At 56.3% G+C, this 680-nt stretch carries 1 protein-coding gene; it reads left to right on the forward strand.

Going from position 1 to position 680, the window contains the following annotated elements; genetic code table 11:
• A partial coding sequence (locus PPA02S_RS13700) for an IS110 family transposase (RefSeq protein ID WP_042141782.1) occupies positions 1–680 on the forward strand: 680 nt, incomplete at both ends.

Genomic DNA, 680 nt, shown 5'->3' on the forward strand with positions numbered 1-680 from the left:
AAGACCGACGCTATCGACGCCGAAGTATTGGCCCATTACGCCGAGGTCATTCCAGACCAGCCTGCCTTGAAAATCAACCCTGATAGAGCGCTTCTGCGAGAGCTGCTGCAACAGCGGGATCGGCTGGTCCAGCAGCGAGACGATGACCGGCGGCGCCTGAAACAAGCCCAGTCACTGGTCGTGGCCGATTTCCTTAAAGCCAATCTCCAGTACTTTCGGTCGCAGATTAAGTTGGTTGAGCAAGCGATCAAGCAGCAGGCCGAAAAGCTTAATGATGAGCGAGTCGCTCAGCTGACCCAAGTGAAGGGTATTGGGGTGGTGACAGCAAGCAAGCTGGTAGCGCTTCTGCCGGAACTGGGTCGCGTTGAGTCCAGGGAAATAGCCTCCCTGGTCGGTGTGGCACCCTTTAACTACGACAGCGGAAAGTCCGTGGGCAAACGCTCTATCTCAGGAGGCCGGTTTGAAGTCAGGCGGGCGCTGTACATGGCTCTGCTTGTGGCTGTGAGATACAACCCAGCCCTTAAGGACCGTTATGAGGCGCTGCGTGGTCGAGGCAAAGTGGCCAAAGTTGCTCTGGTGGCGTGTATGAGAACTTTCATCGTACGTCTCAATGCGATGCTCAAGACGGGTACGCCCTGGCGAGATTTGATCTTGCCTCAGCCAGCAGATGCGACGCAGAT

The sequence above is a fragment of the Pseudomonas parafulva NBRC 16636 = DSM 17004 genome, assembly GCF_000730645.1.
Lineage (GTDB): Bacteria > Pseudomonadota > Gammaproteobacteria > Pseudomonadales > Pseudomonadaceae > Aquipseudomonas > Aquipseudomonas parafulva.